This window comes from Chryseobacterium shigense, assembly GCF_014207845.1.
Lineage (GTDB): Bacteria > Bacteroidota > Bacteroidia > Flavobacteriales > Weeksellaceae > Chryseobacterium > Chryseobacterium shigense_A.
Genome location: NZ_JACHLC010000006.1, coordinates 84948 through 108031 on the forward strand (window position 1 = coordinate 84948; position 23084 = coordinate 108031).

Annotated in this window: 22 protein-coding genes and 1 other RNA gene; 13 read left to right on the top strand and 10 right to left on the bottom strand. The window is 36.6% G+C overall.

What is annotated here, in order from left to right; genetic code table 11:
• Positions 1–10 precede the first annotated feature (10 nt).
• Positions 11–553: a ribosome maturation factor RimM gene (rimM, locus tag HNP36_RS17725; protein WP_184166141.1), complete on the top strand. Its 543-nt coding sequence runs from the start codon at positions 11–13 to the stop codon at positions 551–553.
• Here the strand turns inward: rimM and HNP36_RS17730 are convergent, their stop codons facing one another.
• Positions 554–1612, bottom strand: a complete 1059-nt coding sequence (locus HNP36_RS17730) for a hypothetical protein (protein WP_184166139.1) — start codon at positions 1610–1612, stop codon at positions 554–556.
• Between the two features lie 151 nt (positions 1613–1763).
• A complete protein-coding gene (locus HNP36_RS17735) occupies positions 1764–2708 on the bottom strand; it encodes an XRE family transcriptional regulator (protein WP_317168985.1) in 945 nt (314 codons plus the stop codon).
• A gap of 89 nt (positions 2709–2797) precedes the next feature.
• Here HNP36_RS17735 and HNP36_RS17740 point away from each other — a divergent pair, with 89 nt between their 5' ends.
• The 4 genes from HNP36_RS17740 to rpoN all read left to right on the top strand — a co-directional run bounded on the left by HNP36_RS17740 (position 2798) and on the right by rpoN (position 7385).
• Entirely contained in the window at positions 2798–3439 is a 642-nt protein-coding gene (locus tag HNP36_RS17740) for an LA_2272 family surface repeat-containing protein (RefSeq protein WP_184166137.1), read from the top strand.
• Entirely contained in the window at positions 3436–4035 is a 600-nt protein-coding gene (locus HNP36_RS17745; RefSeq protein WP_184166136.1) for a CDP-alcohol phosphatidyltransferase family protein, read from the top strand. Before HNP36_RS17740 ends, HNP36_RS17745 begins: the two co-directional genes overlap by 4 nt.
• A gap of 279 nt (positions 4036–4314) precedes the next feature.
• A complete protein-coding gene (gene asnS / locus HNP36_RS17750; protein WP_184166134.1) occupies positions 4315–5763 on the top strand; it encodes an asparagine--tRNA ligase in 1449 nt (482 codons plus the stop codon).
• A 158-nt stretch (positions 5764–5921) separates the two neighbouring features.
• Positions 5922–7385, top strand: coding sequence for an RNA polymerase factor sigma-54 (rpoN, locus tag HNP36_RS17755; protein ID WP_184166133.1), 1464 nt, complete (start codon positions 5922–5924; stop codon positions 7383–7385).
• A gap of 295 nt (positions 7386–7680) precedes the next feature.
• Here rpoN and HNP36_RS17760 read toward each other — a convergent pair whose 3' ends face one another.
• The 3 genes from HNP36_RS17760 to HNP36_RS17770 are packed head-to-tail and all read right to left on the bottom strand — an operon-like array spanning position 7681 to position 10526.
• A complete protein-coding gene (locus tag HNP36_RS17760; RefSeq protein ID WP_184166132.1) occupies positions 7681–9309 on the bottom strand; it encodes an AMP-binding protein in 1629 nt (542 codons plus the stop codon).
• A gap of 58 nt (positions 9310–9367) precedes the next feature.
• On the bottom strand, positions 9368–10042 hold the full coding sequence (locus HNP36_RS17765) for a beta-carotene 15,15'-monooxygenase (RefSeq protein WP_184166131.1): 675 nt from the start codon (positions 10040–10042) through the stop codon (positions 9368–9370).
• Positions 10035–10526 (bottom strand): RNA polymerase sigma factor, encoded by a 492-nt coding sequence (locus tag HNP36_RS17770; protein WP_184166130.1) that lies wholly within the window; start codon positions 10524–10526, stop codon positions 10035–10037. The genes HNP36_RS17765 and HNP36_RS17770 overlap by 8 nt, the downstream gene beginning before the upstream one ends.
• A 157-nt stretch (positions 10527–10683) precedes the next feature.
• On the opposite strand from HNP36_RS17770, the gene rnpB reads away from it, so the two are divergent.
• Positions 10684–11007, top strand: an RNA gene (gene rnpB / locus HNP36_RS17775) — RNase P RNA component class A.
• A gap of 135 nt (positions 11008–11142) precedes the next feature.
• Here rnpB and HNP36_RS17780 read toward each other — a convergent pair.
• Both HNP36_RS17780 and HNP36_RS17785 read right to left on the bottom strand, forming a co-directional pair.
• Positions 11143–12012: a polyphosphate kinase 2 family protein gene (locus HNP36_RS17780; RefSeq protein ID WP_184166129.1), complete on the bottom strand. Its 870-nt coding sequence runs from the start codon at positions 12010–12012 to the stop codon at positions 11143–11145.
• A gap of 78 nt (positions 12013–12090) precedes the next feature.
• Entirely contained in the window at positions 12091–12555 is a 465-nt protein-coding gene (locus HNP36_RS17785) for a DUF1573 domain-containing protein (protein WP_040997965.1), read from the bottom strand.
• 128 nt (positions 12556–12683) lie between these two features.
• Here HNP36_RS17785 and HNP36_RS17790 point away from each other — a divergent pair, with 128 nt between their 5' ends.
• The 7 genes from HNP36_RS17790 (at position 12684) to HNP36_RS17820 (ending at position 19617) form a co-directional block, all read left to right on the top strand.
• Positions 12684–15386: a valine--tRNA ligase gene (locus HNP36_RS17790; RefSeq protein WP_184166128.1), complete on the top strand. Its 2703-nt coding sequence runs from the start codon at positions 12684–12686 to the stop codon at positions 15384–15386.
• A 68-nt stretch (positions 15387–15454) separates the two neighbouring features.
• Positions 15455–15805, top strand: coding sequence for a GIY-YIG nuclease family protein (locus HNP36_RS17795; protein WP_184166112.1), 351 nt, complete (start codon positions 15455–15457; stop codon positions 15803–15805).
• A gap of 14 nt (positions 15806–15819) precedes the next feature.
• A complete protein-coding gene (locus HNP36_RS17800) occupies positions 15820–16455 on the top strand; it encodes a DUF4241 domain-containing protein (RefSeq protein ID WP_184166109.1) in 636 nt (211 codons plus the stop codon).
• Positions 16456–16519: 64 nt separating this feature from the next.
• Positions 16520–17410 (top strand): ribokinase, encoded by an 891-nt coding sequence (locus HNP36_RS17805; RefSeq protein WP_184166106.1) that lies wholly within the window; start codon positions 16520–16522, stop codon positions 17408–17410.
• A 91-nt stretch (positions 17411–17501) separates the two neighbouring features.
• The gene (locus tag HNP36_RS17810; protein WP_184166103.1) at positions 17502–18347 is read left to right on the top strand and encodes a serine aminopeptidase domain-containing protein; all 846 of its coding nucleotides are present in this window, start codon (positions 17502–17504) and stop codon (positions 18345–18347) included.
• Positions 18344–18988, top strand: a complete 645-nt coding sequence (locus HNP36_RS17815) for an HD domain-containing protein (protein ID WP_184166100.1) — start codon at positions 18344–18346, stop codon at positions 18986–18988. The genes HNP36_RS17810 and HNP36_RS17815 overlap by 4 nt, the downstream gene beginning before the upstream one ends.
• Before the next feature lie 38 nt (positions 18989–19026).
• Complete coding sequence (locus tag HNP36_RS17820) at positions 19027–19617, top strand: hypothetical protein (RefSeq protein WP_184166097.1); 591 nt, start codon at positions 19027–19029, stop codon at positions 19615–19617.
• A 54-nt stretch (positions 19618–19671) separates the two neighbouring features.
• On the opposite strand, the gene HNP36_RS17825 is transcribed toward HNP36_RS17820, so the two are convergent.
• The 3 genes from HNP36_RS17825 to HNP36_RS17835 form a co-directional block, all read right to left on the bottom strand.
• Positions 19672–19902 carry a hypothetical protein gene (locus HNP36_RS17825; protein ID WP_184166094.1) on the bottom strand — a complete coding sequence of 77 codons (231 nt, stop codon included), beginning with the start codon at positions 19900–19902 and terminating at the stop codon, positions 19672–19674.
• Between the two features lie 127 nt (positions 19903–20029).
• Complete coding sequence (locus HNP36_RS17830; protein ID WP_184166091.1) at positions 20030–20920, bottom strand: DUF72 domain-containing protein; 891 nt, start codon at positions 20918–20920, stop codon at positions 20030–20032.
• 89 nt (positions 20921–21009) lie between these two features.
• Complete coding sequence (locus HNP36_RS17835) at positions 21010–22977, bottom strand: T9SS type A sorting domain-containing protein (RefSeq protein ID WP_184166088.1); 1968 nt, start codon at positions 22975–22977, stop codon at positions 21010–21012.
• Positions 22978–23084: the final 107 nt, after the last annotated feature.

Below are 23084 nucleotides of genomic sequence, written 5' to 3' on the forward strand. Positions count from 1 at the left end.
CCCAACCTGTATGCGTAAAGAAGATTGCTATTTATTAGGAAAAATCACGCGCAGACATGGCCTTGCGGGAAATGTTATCCTTAAACTGGATACCGACCAACCCGAGCTTTACAATAAATTGGAATCAATATTCGTTGAAATCAACGGATTATTGGTTCCTTTTTTTATTGCAAAATCATCATGGAGCAAAAATGACGCTCTGAATATTGCCTTCAAAAACTCTACCGAAGCATTGGTAGATCAATCTTTAGGGAAAAGTGTCTACTTGCCGCTTTCCAGTCTTCCAACACTTTCAGGGAAGCAGTTTTATTATCACGAAATCATTGGTTTCGATATTCTTGATGAGAATGATAAAGAATGCGGCGTGATAAGATCTGTAAACGACCAGACCGCTCAAAACTATTTCGTAACCAACCTGGACGGAAAAGAAGTGGTAATCCCTATCATTAAAGACTGGATTCTTGAAGTGAACCGGGAAGAAAGGTTTATCAAAATGCAGCTTCCGGAAGGACTTATCGATGTCTTTTTAGTTTCTTCTAAAAAAGACGAATAATCAGTTTTTCAGATAATAAATCTGGAACTTACCCTCTTTCAAATTACTTACCAGAAAATATTTTCCTGTTTTTGCCTGTATAGGATCAGAAGCGATTATTTTTGTATGATCCTCTTTGGTAGAAACCGTTTTATTTCCAACTTTCACATCATAATAATACATATAGACCGGAGTATATCCGAAGGAACCTACAAAATGATTCCCTCTGCTGAACCATTGGTTCCCTGAGACTATTTTATCCTTTATTTTAAATGATACAGAATCTATATATTCTTTACCGATTTCGGGTGAAAAATTGTTTTCCTTCTGAGACAGCTTTATTTTCGGACGAAGCTTGATATAGAAAGGGTCAGCTTCCTCAGAGAATACAGTAGAATCCTTGACATTCAGCTCCTGTAAAAGATTTGAAGATACAAAATACGTATTTTTCTGCCCCGGATTAAACAGGTAACTGTCACTGTATTTTGCATAATCCCCAATTCCGGCGCTCATTTCATCGGGAATCAAAAGGATTTGACTGACTTTATCTAAAATGTTTTTCTGAAGAATAGCCTGTTCATCCGCTATTTTTCCGAATACCACAGAATCTTTCTCAGGTTCTCCGGGGTGGAAAAGGTGTTCATATTTTTTCTTTACATTATCCAGATCATAGAAAGGAAGGATCTCTTTGTAACGGAAATCCGGAGCCATATATTTCCTGTTATTCGCATACAGGTTACCTCCCGGGTCCGTAAAAGCAAGGTTATTGATATTCGGGGCATTTTTCCATGCTTCCGCAATAACCAGTTTACCATTATTTATGATGAAAAGTCTGTTCGTATTATTTTTATAAGAATCCAATCTCGGAAAACTGTATATAAAGAGATTATTACCTTTCACTAAATAAGTACAGTTGTCTTTTTGGGAAAGCGGAAGTTCCATAACCTTCTCCAAAAGAACGTTTTTATCTGAAAAATGGGGAAATTCAGGAATTTCAGGATGCTTGTCTTCTTCTATATCGGTTTTAGGGCTATAGCATGATGATAAGATAAAAAGAGACAGTAAAAGTGAAATTCTCATGGTTTGTTTTTACTAAAGATACATTTTTTTACCTTGTTCGGTTATATTCAGATTATCTTTATTCATTATCTATTATCAGGATTAAATAGGCCTGGAAACGAAACATTTCATTGGTTTTTCAGAAAAGTTCCCCGTTATGAAGATTTTCATATTATAGTTTCTGTTTTAAACTTTCAATCTGTTCATACATCTTATTGAAAAATATTTTTCTGTCGCGGTTTCCGGAAGTATTCAGGGATTTTGAGTTTTTAATCTGATGTTCAAAATAATTCTTTGTTTCACCGCAGGTTTTTGCATCATTAATCAGAATGTACCCAAACGTATTCACCGGTATGGCGAAAAGTGACTGGTTCGGATGATGCAGGAAGATATCATTGGAAAGATGCATCAGTTCATTTTCATATAAATGAAACTTGGGATTGTTTTCCGTCTTTTGTTCAATATACTTTATAAGTTCCTCCAGCTCTTTCAGAATGATCCTGCCTTCATTCTTTTGTAAAAGTCCGGTTTCGTAATAAAATAAAACCTGTTGCAGAATACTGGAAATCGTTCTGTCGTTCCACAATTCCACCACATTTTGCGCTTCATATTTTTTCTTTAATTCCTGTGTATTCGATTCAAAATAAGGAGGTGAAAACTGCAGAAAAGGAATAAAAACCTGTTTGGCATTCAGCAGATTCATCCACACATAGATCTTAAAACGGGAAAGCAATGTATCTGAAAGCGTATAAAAAAACGGAATATCCTTCGCCGAATAATAAATAGTCATCCCATCAGAAAGCGGCAGATTTTCAAAAATACTGAGATTATTCCGGAAAAAAGACTGCAGATCCTCTGTTGTTTCTACTGCTGAGGTTTTCTGAACCACAAGCTGCTGGTCCGAGGTGATAAACTGATTGAGGGAAATCTGGTAATATTTAGCCAGTTCCAATGCCTCTTCAAAGCTGAATTTCGCTTTCAGAGACGTTCTTCTGTGTGCAGCATCATAACTTATATTGAGAATATTCGCAATCTCATCATTCAGAGACTGATTACCTATTTTTCTGCGGATTTCCTTAAGGAGAAGTTCCTGGTACATGTTTTTTGTGATTTTCACAAATGTACTTATTTATTTTAATTTTTTTTCGCATTCGGATTGGCGTTTTTCACAGATAATTTTGGAGTATAATTTTAAAACAATGAGTTATGAAAATAAAATTTTTAATGATGATTGGCCTGTTTACAGGAAGTATCATTAATGCTCAGGACAGTTTGAATACTAAATCGGATAAGCCCAGGCTTATTGGATTTTCACCTTCCAAAAAAACAAAAAATGTTAATGGGGTGCTTATTAAGTATTATGATGAGATTGATCATGAAATACAGCCTAAGAAAGTTAATGGTATTGGATTGGGATTTAACGGCCTGGGGATTTTCTTTCCCGCATTGCTGCTCGTAAGTATCCCGTCTATAGATAATTGGGCGATTAATGATATTGGTTCGGAACCTTTGCCGGATAAAATGAATAAAATTAATGGAATGCAGCTGTCCATTATTAATATGGAACCTACGGTTACCAACGGCCTGGAAGTAAATATATCCAGCAACATCAGTGCCCTTTCGGTGACAAATGGAGTTGCTTTTTCACCATTGTATAATTTCCATCACACCACAAAAGGAGCTGTTGTTTCCACTTTTGCGAATGTAAGCCGGAAATGCAGAGGTGTTCAGATTTCACTGTTTAACGTATGTAAAGATTCAAGAGGAATCCAGATTGGCCTTTGGAATGAAAATGAAAGAAGGAAGCTTCCTTTAATCAACTGGAATTTTAAAAATAAAAAATCATGAAAAAGCTGCCCTATATACTTATTGCAACCAGATTTATCCTTGCTCCTGTTATTCTGTTACTGGCTTATTTAAAAGGGCCAGAACCAAGATTCCTGATTTTGGCATTAATGTATTTCGGATTATTAACGGATATCTTCGATGGAATTATTGCCCGGAAAACCGGAGTTTCATCAGAAAAATTACGAAGATTAGACAGTCAGACCGATTTGGTTTTCTGGCTTTCATTAGGATTTGCCGCCTATTTTCTCAATCCAGAATTAATTAAAAATGAATGGCCGGGAATTCTGTTAATCTTCATTATGGAAGCGCTCTGCTACATTGTCAGTCTCTCGAAGTTCCGGAAGGAAACCTGTACCCATGCTTTTTTGTCAAAAATGTGGGGACTGAGCCTGCTCATTGCTTTTACTTACCTGATCGGGTTTCAGCAAACAGGCTGGGCATTTTATCTTGCCGTAGGATTGGGGTTTATATCTCATATTGATGTGATCCTGATTGTTTTGCTGCTTCCAAAATGGCAGTATGATGTTCCAAGTTCCTATCACGCCTGGAAAATCCGGAACGGGAAACAGAGAAAAAAGACCGTATTTTTTAATTAAAGTAAGGAAGATTGAAGCTGGAAGAGGGAAGTTATGCAAGCCGGAAAGAACGACTTTTATGATTTTTAAAGAATAATTCAGTAAACTCTGTAACCATTAGAAGTTTTAGGACCTATATTAACTTCCCTCTTCCATTCCTTCCCATCATATTCGCAACATAGTTTTTGATTAATATATTTTGATAATGGTTTTTTAAAAATACAGCGTAATCATCAAGTTGCGCTGTTTTTTTGTAACTTTGCAGACGTTAATTTTTATAAGAAAATTTATAATCAACAAATGAAAAAGCAGACAATTAAGGAAATCCTACAGGATTACAAGAAAGTATTACATCATGACATTACGGTTTACGGTTGGGTAAGAACATTCCGTGCCAATCGTTTCATAGCACTTAATGATGGTTCTACGATTAATAATTTGCAGATTGTTGTTGATTTTGAAAATTTCGACGAAGAGATTATCAGTAAAATCAGTACGGCAGCTTCTTTAAAAGTAGTTGGTGAAGTGGTGGAAAGCCAGGGAGCAGGACAAAGTGTTGAAATTGTGGCGAAAAAGATCATTATTTTAGGAGATAACTTTACTGAAGAAAGAGACAAAACTATTCTTCAGCCTAAAAAACACTCTTTGGAAGTGTTGAGAGATCAGGCCCATTTAAGATTCAGAACAAATTTATTCGGAGCTGTTTTCAGAGTGCGTCATGCAGTAAGTTTTGCCGTGCATTCTTTCTTTAACAAAAACCAGTTCTTCTACATCAATACACCTGTAATTACCGGAGCTGATGCAGAAGGAGCAGGAGAAATGTTCGGAGTAACCAACTTTGACCTGAACAACATCCCAAGAACAGAAGACGGCGAAATTGATTTTGCACAGGATTTCTTCGGAAGAAAAACCAATCTTACGGTTTCCGGACAGCTTGAAGGAGAAACAGCCGCAATGGGATTAGGCAGAATTTATACATTCGGGCCAACTTTCCGTGCTGAAAATTCAAACACCACAAGACACCTTGCCGAATTCTGGATGATAGAGCCGGAAGTGGCATTCAACAACCTTGAAGATAACATCGACCTTGCGGAAGATTTCTTAAAATATGTAATTCAGTATGTTCTTGACAACTGTAAAGATGATCTTGAATTCCTGGATAAACGCTTTGAGGAAGAGCAAAAAACAAAAGCAGAAAAAGACAGGGCGAAAGAAGGGCTTATTGAAAAACTTCAGAATGTTGTGGCTAAACGTTTCAAGCGTGTAAGCTATACGGAAGCCATCGAAATCCTGTTGAACTCGAAAGAAAATAAAAAAGGAAAATTCCAGTATCCGGTGGAAAGCTGGGGGACAGATCTTCAGTCTGAACACGAAAGATACCTGGTTGAAAAGCATTTTGAAAGCCCGGTAGTGCTGTTCGATTATCCTAAAGAGATCAAAGCCTTCTACATGAAGCTGAACGAAGACAATAAGACCGTTGCGGCAATGGACGTTCTTTTCCCGGGAATCGGGGAGATCATCGGAGGATCAGAAAGAGAAGCAAGATTAGATGTATTAAAACAAAAAATGGCAGATATGCATGTAGACGAGCACGAACTTTGGTGGTACCTTGATACCCGTAAATTCGGTTCCGTACCACATGCAGGTTTCGGTTTAGGATTGGAAAGACTGGTTCTTTTCGTAACGGGAATGACGAATATCAGAGACGTGATTCCTTTCCCTAGAACACCGAAAAGCGCTGAATTCTAGAACAATAAAAAAGCCTTAATGTAAAAATTAAGGCTTTTTTTATTTTCTAATAGTTTATTAAGTTAAAAGTATAATGCAAAAATCATGCTAAATGTGTTTTTTTTCAAATTAATTCATTAAATTCGTAGAATATGTTATGTTAAAACACAGGGACTAATATGCTTAAACAACACTTACAACTCAAATTAGGACAGAAGCTGGCCCCTCAGCAGATCCAGTTGATGAAGCTCATCCAGCTTCACACATTGGAATTCGAGGAGGAGCTGGAAAGAGAGCTCGAGGAGAATCCTGCTTTGGAAATTGTAAAGGAAGATTCTAAAGAGGATGATTATTCTTCTATTGAAGATGCTTATCAGGACGAAGGTACAGAAAGTATTGAAACGGATTTTGACGTCAATGAGTATATCTATGACGACGAACCCAGCTATAAAACAGCATCCAGCAACTATTCTCCGGACGATGAAGAATTTGATAATGAAAGCCTTTTAACAGAAGGTCAGTCATTATATGATTACCTGCTGGAACAGATTCATTTAGTAAATATCAGCGAAGAAGACGAAAGAATTGCAGAATATATCATCGGAAATTTAGATACGGACGGGTATTTAAGAAGAGAGATCAAAGCGATTGTAGATGACCTTGCTTTCTCACAGGGGATTTATACTACAAGAGAAAAAGTGGAGGACATCCTTGAAAACTATATTCAGAAGCTTGATCCGCCAGGTGTTGGTGCAAGAGGACTTCAGGAATGCCTGCTGCTTCAGATTGAGAAAAAAGTGAGCTCTGATAAGGCGGTTTCTCTGGCTGCCAATATTTTAAGACATCAGTTCGATGCCCTTACCAATAAGCATTACAATAAGATTATCCAGAAATATGATATAGAGGAAGACGATCTTAAAGACGCTCTGGATGAGATCTCTAAACTTTCACCGAAAGTAGGAGGAAATTTTGATACACAAACCATCACCATCAATCAGGAAATTATCCCGGATTTTGTAATTCAGGTGAAAGACGGTTTAGTGATTCCGATGCTGAACAGTAAAAATGCCCCGACATTGAGAGTTTCAGAAGAATACAAGGATATTTTAACCACCTATTCCCACGATAAAAACTCTTCTGAACATAAACAGGCGGCATTATTCATCAAGCAGAAATTAGATGCTGCAAAATGGTATATAGATGCAATTAACCAGCGTCAGAACACATTATTGCAGACTATTACAGCAATTGTAAAATTCCAGAAGGATTATTTCATTACAGGCGACGAAAAATCGCTGAAGCCTATGATCCTTAAAGATGTGGCAGATATTACCGGATTTGATATTTCTACCATTTCAAGAGTAGTAAAAAGCAAGTATGCCGATACTCCGAACGGGATCGTTTACCTGAAAGACCTCTTCTCGGACAGTTTAACCAACGATGATGGTGAAGAAGTGTCTACAAAAGAGATCAAAACACATCTTCAGGAAGTAATCGGTAAAGAAAACAAAAGAAAACCTCTTACAGATGATGCTTTGGTAGTCATGCTGAAAGAACAGGGCTACAATATCGCCAGAAGAACAATCGCCAAATACCGTGAACAGCTTAATATCCCGGTAGCAAGATTGAGAAAAGAACTGTAATAAGTTATACAGTATACAATATAAAAAAGCCCGGTATTTCTGGGCTTTTTGTATTTCTTTAACATAAGTCGGTTTAATTGATAATGAAGTAAAACCTGCTCAATCTTCTAGAATTTTTAACGCAAAGTTTTCATTATCATATTCTATATTTAAGTGAGCTAAGAAAGATCAATTTCATTGATCTGACTAAGCGGCCGTTATTCATACAGCTTAATCAACGGCGTAGCCGGTTACTTTGCATTCCTTAAAATTAAATATATTTAGAATAAAACTTTGCGTTTAAAAAAATATATAACTAGGAACGTTGCTTCAAAGCATCCAGCTGTAACTCTTTGATAGAAACCTCCCGCATTTCCACCTTTCTTATTTTCCCTGAAATAGTCATAGGAAACTCATCTACAAATTTCCAGTATTTCGGAACCTTATAATGGGCAATTTTCCCCTTGCAATATTCTAAAAGTTCAGTTTCCGTTACATCAAACCCTTTTCTCACTTTTACCCAGGCCATCACTTCCTCCCCGAATTTTTCACTGGGAACTCCAATAATCTGCACATCCAGGATATTCGGATAGGTGTATAGGAAATCTTCAACTTCTTTTGGGGAAATATTTTCACCGCCGCGAATGATGAGATCTTTTATTCTTCCTGATATAGTAATGTAGCCATCATCATCCATGACAGCCATATCGCCGGTGTGCATCCACCGGGCATCATCCAGAACCTTTTTGGTATTTTCCGGATCATTCCAGTATTTCAGCATTACTGAATAGCCTCTTGTACAGAGCTCGCCATGTTCACCGCGTTCCAGTATTTTTCCGTTTTCATCAATGATTTTGATTTCAAGATGATCCTGAACGGTTCCCACGGTACTGACCTGTTTTTCCAAAGGTGTTCCTATCAGGGTTTGGGTAGAAACAGGCGAAGTTTCCGTCATTCCATAGCAAATGCTCATTTCTTTAATATTCATAAGGCTTTCCACTTTTTTTATGATTTCAGGCGGACAAACAGACCCGGCCATGACACCGGTCCTTAAGTTTGAAAAATCATAAGTATCAAAATCTTTCACAGCCAGTTCAGCGATAAACATCGTTGGAACTCCGTATAAAGAAGTACATTTTTCTGTAGAAACTGTTTTTAACGTAATATCAGGATCAAAACTGTCATTAGGAACCACAATACACGCCCCATGAGCGGTACAGCATATATTTCCGATCACCATTCCGAAGCAATGATAGAACGGAACAGGAATACAGACACGGTCCTTTTCAGAATATTTTAAGCGTATTCCGATAAAGTATCCGTTATTTAAAATATTGTGATGGGAAAGGGTAACCCCTTTTGGAAAACCTGTTGTTCCGGAAGTATACTGGATATTTACGGGATCATCAAACTGCACATGTTCCTCAAAGCTGTGGAGCGTATCGTCTGAAATATCCTGTCCGTTATTTAAAAAATCTTCCCAATTATCGTCAAAGAAGATTTCGTGTTCCAGGCTGGGGCAAACTTCTTTGGCGTATTCCACCATTTCTTTATAATTACTCGTTTTAAAGCTTAAGGAAGAAAACATCAACCGGATTCCTGACTGGTTGATTACATAAGTAAGCTCATGAGTTCTGTAGGCTGGATTGATATTGACCAATATAGTACCTATCCTCGCTGTAGCATATTGAAGCAGTACCCATTCATAACGGTTTGAAGACCAGATTCCGATTCTGTCTCCTGATTTTGCACCCAAAAAAATTAAAGCTTTTGCAACCGCTGTGGTCTGATTATAAAATTCCTGATAGGTAGCCCTGTAATCCTGGTGAACACATACTAAAGCTTCCTGGTTTGGATATTTTTCAACGGTCTTTTTAAGATTTCCACCGATGGTTTGTCCCAATAATGGAATATTGGAAGTTCCATAGACGTAAGATAATGGCATAGTTTAAGATTTGGTGGAATAAAATTAATGAAAAATCTTGAATTGATGCCTGTTTATCCTAATTTTCCTGGGAATCTATGTCTTTAAGCTGTTTTAAATTTCTGTCCAGTTTTCTGATGATAATTCCGTACACAAGCCTGTAATAAAGCCAGATCAGGAGCACACATAATACCGTGCTTACAATAATCCCGATGATAACGATAATCAGGTTGGTGTTATCAGGCCGCACATTCTGGGAATTTAATGCATAGAAAATAAAGGCTGTAAACACAAATGTAAAAGCCACAAGCAGGGCAATACTGATCAGGATAAAAGCATTGACCGTTTTCTTGAATTTAATGATTCTTATAATAAGGCCCTTGAGATTTTCCTCAATTTTTATTTTACGGTAGTTCTGATAAAATTTAAAAACAAAATAAGCTGTAATTAAAAGGCTTAAAATTTTTATGGACAAATAAGCATGATCGAAATTAGTCTCTATTTCAGGGGATTTCTGGGCTCCCAGTTTTTCCAGTATCTTGCGGAAGCTGTCCGATTCCTCATCCTGAAAGAAATAAAATAGTCCAAGAACAGAAAAGAATAAAAATTCTGCCACACTGATCCAGAAAATATATTTCACATAATTTCGTGATTTTCTGTTCAGCATCTGAAGGATTTCATTACTGTCGTATTTCGGCTGAACAGGTTGCTCCTGCCACGTTTTCTTAAAGCTGTCTAAATCAAAATCAGGCATATTTTTGCATCTGTTCTTTAAGGGTTTTCTTTAATCTGTTCATTTTCACACGTGCATTTACTTCGGTAATCCCGAGGTTTTCTGCAATATCCTTGTAAGGCAAATCATCCAGATACATCATTACAATTGCTCTTTCTACGTTGGGAAGCGTTTTAATCACGGTGTACAGAAGCGAGATCTGCTGCTGCTTTTCGTCATCATCCTCTACAAAATCCCTGTGATTGATGTCCAGTTCATTCGTAGGAAGGCTTTTACTTTTTTTTCTGAAAAGAGTAATGGCTGTATTAAGGGCTACACGGTACATCCACGTAGAAATTTTAGAGTTCCCTTTGAAGGAATCATAGCTTCTCCAGAGTTGGAGAACAATTTCCTGGAAAAGATCTTCTTCATCTTCAAGAGAATTGGTATACAGGCGCGAAACTTTAATAATCAGGCCCTGATTATCTTTAATAAGCTGCGCAAATTCCTTTTCCTTTGAAGCCAATGTAGATGTGTAATTTTGTTGCACGAAGATAACGACAAAATCTCAATCTAACAATTTAATAATTTACCAATATAGCAATCCGAAAAACAGCATATTTTTATATTGTTAAACTGTTTACATAGGTAAATTGTTACATTAAATTGTATCTTTGCGGCCACGAGAAAGTCGGCTTGTTGATTCCTGTTTCGGCAGGGGTAGGAAAGTCCGGACACCATAGAGCAGCAAAGCGGATAACATCCGTCACCCGTGAGGGTAGGACAAGTGCAACAGAAAGCAGGTACAGTTCGGCTGTAGTGAAACCAGGTAAACTCTTTGCGGTGCAATGGTAAGTATATCGGTTCTTTTCAGTAATGAAAATAGGGGCGGCTCGTCCTGAAAGCCGAGGGGTAATCAGCTCAAGTTTTGCAGTAATGTAAGACGCAGATAAATAACAGGCACTTCTTCGGAAGCACAAAATCCGGCTTATAGATTTTCTCGTGATTTTTAAAGATATTATATTCAAAAATAAATAAAAGCGGAGATTGTTCTCCGCTTTTGATATTTAAAAACTACGTCAAAGTTTTCCTTTTGATAAATTGTGTATTACTACTTAATCATGATCATTTACGTTTCTTGATTACTCATTTTCAAGAATCTTTTTAGCTTCATCAAGCTCTGCTTTTTCCTTTTCTCCAATTTGAGGATATCTCAGATCCATCTTTTCAAGGGTATCAATAATGATCTGTATAGCAGCTACTCTTGCAAACCATTTATTGTCTGCAGGAAGTACATACCATGGAGCATAATCTTTTGAAGTTTCGTTGATAGCTTCTTCATAAGCTTCCATATATTGAGGGAAAAGTGCTCTTTCAGGAAGATCCCCAGCAGAGAATTTCCAGTTTTTTTCCTGCTCCTCTATTCTGTCTAACAGTCTTTTCTTCTGCTCGTCCTTGGAAACATTCAAAAATATTTTAACGATGGTTGTTCCATTCTGTGAAAGGTGTTTTTCAAAATTTCGGATGCTTTCATATCTGTTTTCCCAGAATTTATCGTCAAAATCCTTTACGGAAGACCATGTTTTCTCACTGAGGTTGTATTCTGGATGAACTTTACAAACCAGCACACTTTCATAATGAGACCGGTTAAAAATGCCGATCATTCCTTTCTGCGGTAAAGCCAGATAATGCCTCCAGATAAAATCGTGTGAATATTCTTTAGAACTTGGGGCTTTAAAGCTGGTAACACTGCAGCCCTGCGGATTTACACCTCCGAAAACATGCTCTATCAAGCTGTCTTTTCCTGCCGCATCCATCGCCTGAAGTACTACAAGCAAAGACTTGCTGCCATCTGCATAAAGTTTTTCCTGTAATTCGCGTAGCTTTTCTTTTTCCGCACTTAATAATTGTTCTCCTTCTTCTTTTGTAAGTTTTCCTTTATATTCTGTTGAAGTCTTTTTTATTGAAAATTTTCCTTTTATCAGGAAATCATCTGAAAAATTAGTATCCATAAACTGATTGTATTTTAATCTAAATGTAATAAAAAAACCGCCTTCATGGAAGACGGTTCTTTTATTTTTTAGTAGAGATTACTTTGCGGCAGCTTTTTTAGCAAGTTTAGCAGCTTTCTTTTCAGCTTTTGCTGCTGCTTTTTGTTCTTCAGCTGTTAATGGCTTCGGCTCAGGAGCATTAGCGTCAACATTACCTTTGATGTAAATTACGCTTCTGCTGTTGGCGGGGTCATTAGAGAAAACCTCGATCATTTTATTGAAAGGTCCGTTAATAGCAGTGTTATAACCTACTTTAATCTTAGCAGACTTTCCTGGCATGATAGGGTCCTGGCTGAACTCAGGCGTAGTACATCCGCAAGAAGGCTTTACGTTAGAAAGGATCAGAGGCTTGTCACCTGTATTCGTTACTGTAAAGAATCTTGTACCATCAGCACTTGGTTTAATAGTACCATAGTCGAAAGTAGTCTTGTCAAACGTAATTGTTTGTGCAGATGCCAATGCAAATGTTCCAAATAATGCAATTCCTGCAATTAATTTTTTCATATTCTTGAATGTTAATATGTTTGTTAGATAAATTTTGAGAAACAAAGTTAAAAATTATTTTAATTCATACTTAAAATTTTTTTTCTTTAGACTATTTTTGCAAATTGTAAGCAAAAGAAATAGAATTTATGCAGATTTCAGAAAAGTACAATCCACAGGAGACTGAACAGAAATGGTACAATTTCTGGATGGAGAACAAATACTTCCATTCAGAGCCTAATGACAAACCACCATATACTGTGGTAATTCCTCCGCCAAACGTAACGGGGATATTACACATGGGACATATGCTGAACAATACCATTCAAGATGTTCTCGTCCGCCGTGCAAGAATGCAGGGCTTTAATGCCTGCTGGATTCCGGGCACAGACCACGCTTCAATTGCCACTGAAGCCAAAGTTGTTGCTAAACTGAAATCCGAAGGAGTCAATAAATCAGATATTACCCGTGAAGAATTTTTAAAGCATGCCTGGGAATGGACCGATAAATATGGAGGAACCATTCTTGAGCAGCTGAAAAAATTAGGTTGTTCATGTGATTGGGACAGAACCCGCTTTACAATGGAAGAAAAACTTTCCCAGCAGGTAATCAAAAGTTTCGTAGATCTATACAATAAAGGATTGATCTACAGAGGCTACAGAATGGTAAATTGGGATCCCGAAGCAAAGACCAATATTTCTGATGAAGAAGTAATCTTTAAAGAACAGAACGGAAAACTGTACTTCCTTAAATATAAAATTGAAGGTTCGGAAGAATTCCTTTCCGTAGCTACCACACGTCCCGAGACTATTTTCGGGGATACAGCGGTATGTATCAATCCTAATGACGAAAGATATGCCCATCTTAAAGGTAAAAATGTAATTGTACCGATTGTAGACAGGGTAATTCCTATTATAGAAGATGAATATGTAGATATAGAATTCGGAACCGGGGCATTGAAAATTACACCGGCCCACGATACCAATGACTATGAGCTAGGACAGAAACATCAGTTGAAAATGATCGATGCTTTGGATGATGACGGAAACCTGAATGAACACGGCTTGCACTACGCAGGTAAAAATAGGTTTGACGTAAGAAAACAGATCGCGAAAGAACTGGAAGAAAAAGATCTTTTGTTAAAAGCAGAAGATTATGTGAACAAAGTAGGAACTTCAGAAAGAACAGGAGCCGTTATTGAACCTAAAGTTTCTGTTCAGTGGTTTTTAAAAATGTCTGAAATTGCCAAGCCGGCTTTGGATGTGGTAATGGATGATGAGGTGAAATTCTATCCTGAGAAGTTTAAAAATACCTACAAGCACTGGATGGAAAACATCCGCGACTGGAATATTTCCCGCCAGCTTTGGTGGGGACAGCAGATCCCTGCATTCTACTACGGAGATGGTGAAAATGATTTTGTAGTTGCGGAAAATATCGAAGATGCTTTGGCTCTGGCTAAAGAAAAAACAGGAAATTCGAGTCTCGGAATATCTGATCTGAAACAGGACGAAGATGCTCTTGATACATGGTTTTCATCATGGTTATGGCCAATATCTGTATTCGATGGTCTGCTTGATCCTGAAAATAAAGATATCAATTATTACTATCCAACTTCCGACCTTGTTACGGGTCCGGATATTATTTTCTTCTGGGTAGCCAGAATGATTATGGCCGGATTGGAATACAGAAAAGAAGTACCGTTCAAAAACGTTTATTTTACGGGGATTGTAAGGGATAAGATTGGCAGAAAAATGTCCAAATCGCTTGGGAATTCACCAGATCCATTAGATTTAATAGAACGTTATGGAGCTGATGCTGTAAGAGTGGGAATTATGATGAGTTCAGCAGCTGGAAATGATTTAAAATTCGATTCTGAGCAAATTGACGAAGAAGGAAATGTTTTAACTGAAAAGCAGATAAAACAAAGGATGGAAGAAGGGAAAGATGCTATTTATACTTCTCCGCTTTGTGACCTGGGAAGAAATTTCGGAACAAAAATTTGGAATGCTTTCCGATTGATCAATATGTGGAGTCATGAAGATAAGCTGGTTAATTCAACCGAAACTCAAACAATAGAATGGTTTGAAAATCAATTGAATAAATCGATTTCTGAAATTAATGACCAATTCGGGAAATTCAGAATTTCAGATGCTTTACATTTAATTCAAAAATTAGTTAAAGACGATTTTTGCGGTTGGTACCTGGAAGCAATCAAACCAAATTATGGAGAAGGAATTTCTAAAGAAGTTTATCAAAAAACAATATATTTCTTTGAAGAGCTAATGAAATTGCTCCATCCGTTCATGCCTTTCTTAACAGAGGAACTATGGCAGACTATTTCGGAAAGAAACACAGAAGATGCATTAATTATTGCCCAGCAGAAAAAAGAAGGAGCCTTTAATGAAGAGATCATTAAAAACTTTGAAACTGCAGGAGAATTGATCTCAGGAGTTAGAAATTACCGTCAGACGAAAGGAATTTCTCCAAAAGAAACTGTTGAGATCTACACAAATGCTTCAGAATTTGCAAACGAATCCGTAATTAAAAAACTGGCAAATGTTTCCGAAATTCATTTCGGAGCAAAAACGGATAAGCCAAGCTTTACATTCCTTGTTGGTGCAACTGAAGTTTCTATTCCTTTAAGTGAAAACCTGGATTTGGGTGAAGAGAAAAAGAAAACTGAAGAAGAGCTAAAATATTTAAAAGGATTTTTAACTTCTGTAGATAAAAAACTTTCCAATGAAAAGTTTGTAGCGAATGCCAAACCCGAAGTTGTAGAAGTAGAGCGCCAGAAACAAAAAGATGCTCAGGATAAAATTGCTATTTTGGAAGAGAAACTGAAAAGTTTGTAAATATAAAAGATAGATAGTAAGTTTGTCGGAATGTCAGGCTGAGCGGAGTCGAAGCCTGTCATCTTAAAATGAAACAATACTTTGTATATATTTTAAAATGTTCCGATGGCTCTTACTATACAGGAGTTACTCATAATATTGAGACCAGATTGGCTCAGCATCAGTCTGGAAGATTTCCTGAAAGTTATACTCACAAAAGAAGACCGGTTGAACTAGTCTTCTTTTGTGAATTTAATGATGTTACTCAGGCTATTTTATTTGAAAATCAAGTAAAAGGATGGAGCCGAAAGAAAAAAGAAGCCATTATCAATGATAATTGGGAAAAGCTGAAAGAATTATCTGTTTGCCAAAATAAAAGTCACTCGGATAATTTTGAAAAAAAAGAAGGCTTCGACTCCGCTCAGCCTGACACAGTTTAAACAACAAAAATTAAATGACACACATAGAAAACATAAAAAAACTATTCTCAAAAAACTTTGTAGAAAGCCCTTTATTAGAGAGCTTTGAAGTTGGGAAACTCTACCTTTCAAGCGGAAAGCTCGTTGCCTGTGATCCCCTCATCACCAACGATATGCTGCCGTTTTCTACAGAATTTCCGAAAGGGAATTTTTCTGTTTTACTGCATAAAGAAAGAGAAAGCAACTGTGTAGCCTATGCAGAGGTTATTTTCAGTAATACAGCAATTGCCGAATGGAAAATGGCTGTTACAGAAGGTCAGGACGTAAAAGACCTTGCTGAAGAAGAAGTTTTCGGGTACCCTGTGGAAAGCGGGATGGGATGCCTTATGGATGCAGATACCCAGAACAGCCTTAACGAACTTGAAAAAAGATTATACCATAGTAAAGGAGTAGATTTCATGGGAATATATGAAGAATTTTTTCATGATTATTTCTTTGATGAGAAAGGAGCTATAGATCAGTATGCTTTTCTAAAGCCGGCCGGAGATCATCCCGGTACTATTTTTGCCTTTGAAACAGGATACGGTGAAGGCTTTTATGCCAGCTATATTGCTTATGATAAAGATCACAAACCTGTGAAGATAATTACTGAATTTATTGAAATAAGTTAATTAAATTAGTTACTTTTGAAACTTATTTTTCAATATATTATATTAAACTAACATAAAAACACCAATGAATTTCTCATCAGAACAACCCAAAATTATTGTTGTAGGAAGCTCTTCAATCGATCTGGTTTTAGAAACTGAAAAAATCCCTCAAACCAATGAAACCGTTTTAGCCGTTAATTCAGACAGTTATTTCGGTGGAAAAGGTGCCAATCAGGCAGTAGGAACCGCTAGACTTGGTGCCAGCGTTTATTTTATAGGATGTGTAGGAATGGACCCTTTGGGGCAGCAGATCATGCGAAACCTTGTAGGTGAAGGAATCAATGTAGGTTTCGTTCATGAAACTGATATGGAATCCACGGGCACTGCATATGTAACGACCAGCCACGGAAATGCCGCTATCGTAGTAGTTCCGGCAGCTAACAAACGCCTTAGTATTCAGCATATAGAAGAAGCAGACCGTTATTTTCATACGGTAGATCTTATACTTGTTCAGCTTGAAGTAGCTATGGAAGTTGTGGAGTATACGGTAAGAAAAGCCAAAAAGTATGGTAAAAAAGTAGGACTTTATGCCTCACCGGCAATGAGGATCAGCGAAGGAATTATCGAAAACGTAGATTTTATCATCGCAAAAAGCAGTGAATTACATACTGTTTTCGGGGAAGATAAAAGAGAAGAGATCCTGAAAAAATATTTCAATAAAGTTTTTGTAAGGGATGATACCAATTCAACCATCTATTTTGACGGAACAGAAATGAAGTACTATAGGAATGACAAGGATGAAACCGCTTACAAAATGGGAATGGGTGATGCTTTTACTTCAGGATTTGCTATAGCACTCTGCCACGGGAACTCTGTTGAAGACTGCGTAAAATTCGGAAACGAGGTTTCTTCAAGGGTTTCAGGAGGTAAAGGCTCGCAAACAGGACTTCCTAGAATGTCCGATTTCTTTTCCTAAAGCTATTTGCCACATATCGAAACTTAGAAACTTAACATAAAAATATAAGTAAAATTTCCACTTTTATAGTGGATTTTTTCTTTTTACAACTATGGAAAAACTGGAACTTATCACAAAAGACTATATACCTTTGGCGGTTCACCTTTTCAGGCCTGATAAAAGCAACGGAAAGCTGCTTCTCATCAATTCTGCAACAGGGGTAAAACAGCAGGTCTATTTCTCGTTTGCCCGTTTCTTTTCAGAACATGGGTTTACAGTTATTTCCTATGATTACAGGGGAATCGGGCTTTCAAAACCGAAAAATATGAAAGGTTTCAAGGCTTCCATGAGAATCTGGGGTTCTGAAGATTATAAAACGCTGACCCGGTATATCAAAACAGAATTTCCGGAATATAAAAAATACTGCCTGGGGCATTCTGTAGGTGCGCTGATTCTTGGAATGAATGAAGATTCAACCATGTTTGATGAATTCGTTTTTGTGGGAACCCAGAATGCATTTGTAGGAAACCTGAAATTCAGGACCAAAGTAGAAGCTTATCTCGGATTTGGAATTGCCCAGCCACTAACTACCGGATTGTTAGGCTATTTCCCCGCCAATTGGTTTGGACTTGGAGAAAGTCTTCCAAAAAATTGTGCATATGACTGGAGAACCTTAATTTTAAACAGGAAATCAACCAACAGACTGTTGGAGAAAATTGATGACTATTCTAAAAATTTGACCCAGAAAGTGTTTGTAATCCGGGCGGAAGATGATGTGTGGCTGACAGAAAAAGGAGTATTAAGCCTTTTAAACAATACATATCCCAACCTTAAGCCTTCCTACAGGCTGGTAAAAATATCCGAATCTGACCAGAAAGAAATAGGACATGTCAATTTTTTTAGAAGCTATAATAAAAAACTCTGGAACATTATTTTAAACGAATTGACAGATCAATGAAGAGTACAATTGAAAACACCGTAGAATTTGTAAAGAAAAAATTGGAAGGCGCTGAAGCAGGACATGACTGGTACCACATTGAAAGGGTATGGAAACTGTCGAAAAAAATTGCAGAAACAGAAAACTGTAATCAGGATGTGGTAGAATTTTCTGCGCTGTTACACGATATTGCTGACCCAAAGTTTCATAACGGAGATGAAACTATAGCCCCGAAAATTGCAGGAGAATTTCTGGAAGAACAGCAGGTTCCTGAAGATATAATCGAAAAGGTATTATTCATTATTAAAAATATTTCGTTTAAAAACAGAGGCGAGTTGCCGGCTGAGCTGCCTGTTGAACTTAAAATTGTTCAGGATGCAGACCGTATAGATGCTATCGGGGCTATTGGGATTGGAAGGACCTTTAATTTCGGAGGCTTTAAAAATAACCTCATGTATGATCCTGAAATTAAGCCCAGCCTGAATATGTCCAAAGATGAGTATAAAAAATCCAACGGCACAACAATTAATCATTTCTATGAAAAGCTCCTGCTTTTAAAAGATATGATGAATACCCAAAAAGGAAAAGAGTTGGCCCAGGAAAGACACGATTATATGCTTGGATTCCTTGACCAGTTTTACAAAGAATGGAATGTAGATTAACATTCCCCTGAAAAATCTTAAATCAGTATCTTTGCAGTATGGTATTTATCATTTTTGTTATCTTCTGGGCTTGTGTTCTTTCTCTGGTTTTATATAAAGTAGAATCAGGAAGGATGGCAAAATGGGCAAAGCTGTTTCGCATTCTTACGGTAGTTTTTTCAATTTCAACTTTTACGTATTGGTTTATTAAAAAAAGTGCGGTAAGTTTTGTAGACAATTCGGTGGGGCTGCAGGTTGTTAATAAACTTCCCCAGACACTGGATTTTTACCTTATAAAAGTGGATACCGCTCAGAACGGCAACCTGGAACCTAAACATATCGGAAAAATCCGTCCGGAATATTACAGGATAGAGTATCTCAAAATGGATCAGTCTGATGAATACTGGATCATAGGATATCTGGGTAAAAAGAATATGGTTTACTTTTCCCAGCACGCTGTTCCGAATAAAAATATCGACCAGATAGTGGAAGTTCAGAATTATATCAACCAAAGTGTAAAACTTTCGGAAACCGCAAAAAAGCAGGTTGAAGCTTATAATTATGAAAATGCAAAACTGGGAATCTGGGTTACTTTAGACTTTCTTCTGCTTTTCCTGAACCTTGTACTGCTACTGAGAAAAAACAAATAAACAATGAGCGGTAGGTAATATATTTAAAAATTACTTACTGCTCATTACTTATACTTATGGATAGTCAAGGATCTGCATAATTTTTTCTTTGAACTCTTCCGGACAGCTTTTTACCAGCTTATCTTTATTCTGTTTGTTTATCTGATGGGGTTCCAGCCATTCCGTACGGTTTACGCTCAGGCTATGATTGTCATAAACCCTTTTTATTTTATGGTCCTCATAAAATGTATATTCGTCACCAAGCCAGTTGCTGGCAATGCTGATTGTGCAAATTTCTTTTTCCATGGCATTTGTATTTAAAATACCGTGCTCTTTTTATGAACAGCAGTTATATCCTAAATTACTAAATTTTTTCAACAAAAACAGCTTTTTTGCAGGATTTATTGAAAAATGGAATGTATTTTCATTACTGTTAGAATAATGTTCCGTTATTATCAGTAGCCATTTGCGGAATATGAATATCTGTTTTCCACTCTTCATTCATCTTTTTGATGAAGTAGGCAGATAATAGGGGAGATGCTTTTTCAATATTCTGATGCACAAAGAAATAGACATTCTGAAGACCTTCTTTTTTCCACTTTGTCAAATGCTGCATCCAGTCATCCAGCCTGTTGTAATCACTTTCTGCATTGGCACCTACATATCTTATAAAGGCGTTGGGTGTGGTAAGGCGCATATGAAGCATATCCCTTCTTCCTGCGGTGTCTACTATAATATTTGTAATATGATGAGTTTCGAAAAGCTCACAGGTTGTATTGAAAATCTCTTCGTCAGTAAACCATTCGGTATTGCGGAGCTCAATGGCCAGGGGAACTTCTTTAGGCCAGTCTTTCACAAATTTCTCCAGTCTGTCATAATCCTTAGGTTTGAAATTATCATGAAGCTGTAGAAAAGCCATGCCTAATTTCTGGTCAAAGTTCATAACAGCTGATGCAAATTGGGTAACCGGTTCTGTTACATCAATCAGTCTTCTGAAATGAGAAACAGTATTCGTGATCTTTGGGAAAAACTTAAAATTATCGGGCGTTTTTTCTTTCCAGACTGCCACCTGTTCAGGGGTAGGCATTCCGTAGAAAGTGGCATTCAGTTCAATAGAATTAAATTGTTTGGCGTAGTAGGTAAGCTCATCTTTGGTTCCTTTAGGATAAAATCCTTTAAGATCGGTTTTATTCCATTTTGCACATCCGATGGAAATATTTTCAAGTCCTTTTTTATTCTGGTTCAAAATTTCCTTAGTTCTGGAATGATCTTTAGGAAGCGTGAAATCTATTTTCGACGGGTCTTCTACTTGTCCGAATTTCATAGCTGAATTTTTAAGAATTTAACTTTTAAACAAATATAAAACAAAAACCATAGAAATTTCTATGGTTTTGTTGTTTAAAATGTTTGGAATTAATCCTTTATTATTTTCTTTGATATTTCTTTTTCTCCTGCTGTTATTTTAATTGTATAAACTCCATTCGGGTAAGGAGATAAATCAATTCTGACTAAGTTTTGGCTGGAATTCCAATTTGATATTATTTTCCCCTGCCCATCAAATAATTTTATATTTTTAATGATATCCGAAGATTTTACTTGAATGAAATCTTTTGCTGGGTTAGGAGAAATTGTGATGTCGGTTTTTGTTAATAAATTATCTATTGTCTTTAAAACACCCCCTCCACAATTGGCAGTGAAAGCAATATTGGGAAATGTATTTTGTAGCTGGACTAATTGTGCTGCATCTACACACATAGACAGATTACTGTTGTTATTGGAAAAATAAGCATTTTCTACAGAGCCGTTTTTGATATTTGCATAAGTAAGATTGGCATTACTATTAAGATTAAGAGAATTAAGTACAATACAGTCGGATGCAATAAGTTCCATGATTTTTGTATTGGTAACGGTCAGGTTTTGAAGCGCTGTACACTGTAATATATTTAAAGTGTTCAGGTTTGAAAAAGAAGGAATTGTAGAACTGTCAGGAGGGAGATTTAAAGTTTGTAGGGCTGAACAGTTCTGTAGATTTAAACTTTTCAAATTAAAATTTCCATTGATCTGTAAATCAGTTAATGCAATACAATTTTGTGCAGTGATACTTTGTAAATCAAAATGAGAAGCAGACGATAAGCCGGACTGAATAATTATATCTGATTTCAGAGTATTAAGATTGGCCAGATTACTCACATTTAAGGTCGTCATGTATCCGCACGAATTAGTAATGTCAATTTTTTGTAAAGCAGTTGCTGCGGTGAAATTAACAGTATTGGTAATAGGCTGGTTAAAAGCTTTTAATACTTTAAGTTTTGGCAAACCTGAAAGATTCAGAGAAGTGAGATCACCAAAATAGGTCGTTGAATTAGTATAATAAACATTCCTGTTATAAAACGAACAGTCAAGTTCTTCCAGATTAATCAGTCCGGCTGTTGAAAAATTAACAGTTGGTGAGTTAAGCCCTTTTATTTTTTTCAAAGAAGTACAGCCATTTAAATTAACTGATGTAAAATAAGCTCCTGTGGTATTATAATGATCCGTATCTGCAACAATTTCCTCAAGATTGGTACAGTTGTTGGCAATCAGTTCAATATTCTGATTAATGTAATTTGGTGCACTAGCTCCTGTGTTTCCTAAAATTGATATTTTTGTAATGCTGTTAAGATTGGGAACAGATATTTTCTTTAAAAATTTGCAGGAATTGAATGTTAAAGTACTGATACTTGAATTTTCAATATATATTTCCGTCAGCTCGGCCAGATCAATAATTGCATTACCATTAATTTGTGTACAGTTCTTTATTTTCAAAACATTCTCATCTGTTGACCATGGATTAAGAGAACTTTGATAGGCTATTATATCTGCAATATTCTGAATCCCTGAGCAGCTATCAAACGAAAGATTGATCGGAGACGGAATATACTGCCCTGGCTGGTTAGCATCATAATAATGTGGTCTTCCTTTTACCTTTCTTATTTTGCTATTGTTAATAAAACTGATATTGGCCGATTTTGTAATCTCAATATATAATTCTTCTACATTTGGGAAAAGCAATGCATCAGTGATTCCATCAGGTAAATGGCTGTTATAATAAGCCAGATTGATGTTATTTATATCGCTTGGGTCGCCATTGGGATCAATATACATTTGATTAGGATCCTGATTTATCGAAAGTATTTTTACCTGCTGCGCCTCCGAAACCTGAATTTCCCCATCTCCGTTTGTATCTACGGCAATAGGATTTCCGTTGGCATCCTTTGTAATATCATTGCTTGTAGCGGAGCTTAAAATTAAAGCTTTAAACTTAGAATCTGTAAAATTTAAATTTTGAGAGTAAGCCACAGAAAAGCAGCTTACCGATAAGGTAAGAAAGATTTTTTTCATTTAATTGTGTTTTTTATATTGAAACTATAATTCTAATTCTTATGAATTAATTTAATTGTGCAAAAATATTTTTTTTTTTGAAAAAGACACATTTTTATATAAAACAA